This window comes from Marivita sp. S0852 (assembly GCF_046591575.1).
GTDB lineage: Bacteria > Pseudomonadota > Alphaproteobacteria > Rhodobacterales > Rhodobacteraceae > Marivita.
The window spans coordinates 1-2,500 of the sequence record NZ_JBIQWA010000027.1; the positions used below are offsets into that span (position 1 = coordinate 1).

Here is a 2,500-nt window from a genome sequence, read left to right on the forward strand (position 1 = left end):
TTTTTTCATCGTATTGAGAGATATGTGTATTTTGGTTTCACGTTTTAGTAGGTTTGGCGGTGATCTACTTTCCCAGGTCTTGAGACGTCCGTGCCATTGGCGCGGTGGCGTTTGACGGTCGGGATCGACGCTGCAGGTCAGGTGCTGCCTGCCACACCGTGGAAAGTTGGGTGTAACCTAAATCAAATCTGACACTTACTAGGTTTGGCGGTGACCTACTCTCCCACGTCTTGAGACGCAGTACCATTGGCGCGGTGGCACTTAACGGCCGGGTTCGGAATGGAGCCGGGTGTTTTGCTCACGCTATGACCACCAAACCGAGAAAGTGTCAGATCGCACCGCAGATGCGAGCGGCGGGAGGCAGGGTATCGCGCAGCAATGCCCGTTCCCGCACCGTTCGAATACTGGGTGCGACGATTGTTGTCCAAGTCAGTACGCGTTTGTGTGTACTTTGATCGTGTTCCCAGCATGTTACCGTGTGGCAACGCGCATTCTTTGCAAGAATACGCTGCCTGCCACTGGCCGCCTTCCTGACGGAAGGCGTCCGGGTTTTGTTTCTACTGGATCAAATCAAGCCTATCGGACCATTAGTACCGGTCAACTGAACGCATTGCTGCGCTTACATCTCCGGCCTATCGACGTGGTGGTCTACCACGGTCCTCAGGGATACCTTGTTTTGAGGGGGGCTTCCCGCTTAGATGCCTTCAGCGGTTATCCTGTCCGATCATAGCTACCCTGCACTGCGGCTGGCGCCACAACAGGTCCACCAGTGGATCGTTCACCCCGGTCCTCTCGTACTAGGGGCAACTCCTCTCAAGTATCCTACACCCACGGCAGATAGGGACCGAACTGTCTCACGACGTTCTAAACCCAGCTCACGTACCTCTTTAAACGGCGAACAGCCGTACCCTTGGGACCTGCTCCAGCCCCAGGATGAGATGAGCCGACATCGAGGTGCCAAACACTGCCGTCGATATGGACTCTTGGGCAGTATCAGCCTGTTATCCCCGGCGTACCTTTTATCCGTTGAGCGATGGCCCTCCCACTTGGGACCACCGGATCACTATGGCCGTCTTTCGACTCTGCTCGACTTGTCAGTCTCGCAGTCAGGCTGGCTTCTGCCATTGCACTCAACGAGCGATTTCCGACCGCTCTGAGCCAACCTTCGCGCGCCTCCGTTACGCTTTAGGAGGCGACCGCCCCAGTCAAACTACCCGCCACGCAGGGTCCCGGATCCGGATAACGGACCGCGGTTAGACATCAAACAGAACAAGGGTGGTATCTCAAGGGTGGCTCCACCGAGACTGGCGTCCCGGTTTCAAAGCCCACCACCTATCCTGCACGTGTTGTGTCTGATGCCAGTGCGAAGCTGTAGTAAAGGTGCACGGGGTCTTTCCGTCTAACCGCGGGAAGCCTGCATCTTGACAGGCAATTCAATTTCGCTGAGTCGATGTTGGAGACAGCGGGGAAGTCGTTACGCCATTCGTGCAGGTCGGAACTTACCCGACAAGGAATTTCGCTACCTTAGGACCGTTATAGTTACGGCCGCCGTTTACCTGGGCTTCAATTCAGAGCTTGCACCCCTCCTTTTAACCTTCAGGCACCGGGCAGGCGTCAGACCCTATACGTCGTCTTGCGACTTCGCAGAGCCCTGTGTTTTTAATAAACAGTCGCCACCCCCTGGTTTGTGCCCCCAGCCCCTAGTTGCCTAGGAACCGGGCCTCCTTCTCGCGAACTTACGGAGGTATTTTGCCGAGTTCCTTCAACATCGTTCTCTCAAGCGCCTTGGTATTCTCTACCAGTCCACCTGTGTCGGTTTAGGGTACGGTCTGATGATGGAGCTATTTCCAGGAACCTCTCAACGGCTCCTCCAATCCGATAAGGAGGAACAATCTTCGAGATCCGTCACTTCCATCTGGCCCACGAATATTAACGTGGTTCCCATCGCCTACGCCTTTCGGCCTCGGCTTAGGGGCCGGCTTACCCTGCTCAGATTAGCTTTAAGCAGGAACCCTTGGACTTTCGGCGAGAGTGTCTCTCACACTCTTTGTCGCTACTCATGTCATCATTCTCGCTAGTGATCACTCCACGGGATCGCTCACGCGCCCGCTTCACAGTAAAGACTTCGTCTTTCCTGATCTCTTTATTTGCACTACCGCCTTCGGCTACTTGAGTGCGAACACTCTTAGAACCGATGACACCAATACAAGAGATCAATAAGACGTAGCCTTATGTCACACTACGCTCTGCTACCAGTGCTTACGCACTCCGAAGCTTCGGCTCATGGCTTGAGCCCCGTTACATCTTCGCCGCAGGACAACTTATTTAGACCAGTGAGCTGTTACGCTATCTTTAAAGGATGGCTGCTTCTAAGCCAACCTCCTGGTTGTTTTGGTCGTCCCACCTGCTTTCCCACTTAGCCATGAATTAGGGGCCTTAGCTGTCGGTCAGGGTTGTTTCCCTCTCCACTACGGACGTTAGCATCCGCAGTGTGTCTGCC

At 54.6% G+C, this 2,500-nt stretch carries 2 rRNA genes (1 of these 2 cut by a window edge); both read right to left on the bottom strand.

The window, feature by feature from the left end:
- Positions 1-202 precede the first annotated feature (202 nt).
- A 5S ribosomal RNA gene (gene rrf, locus ACG74X_RS21175) occupies positions 203-317 on the bottom strand.
- A gap of 249 nt (positions 318-566) precedes the next feature.
- Positions 567-2,500: ribosomal RNA gene (locus ACG74X_RS21180) — 23S ribosomal RNA — on the bottom strand (it continues 1,005 nt past the right edge of the window).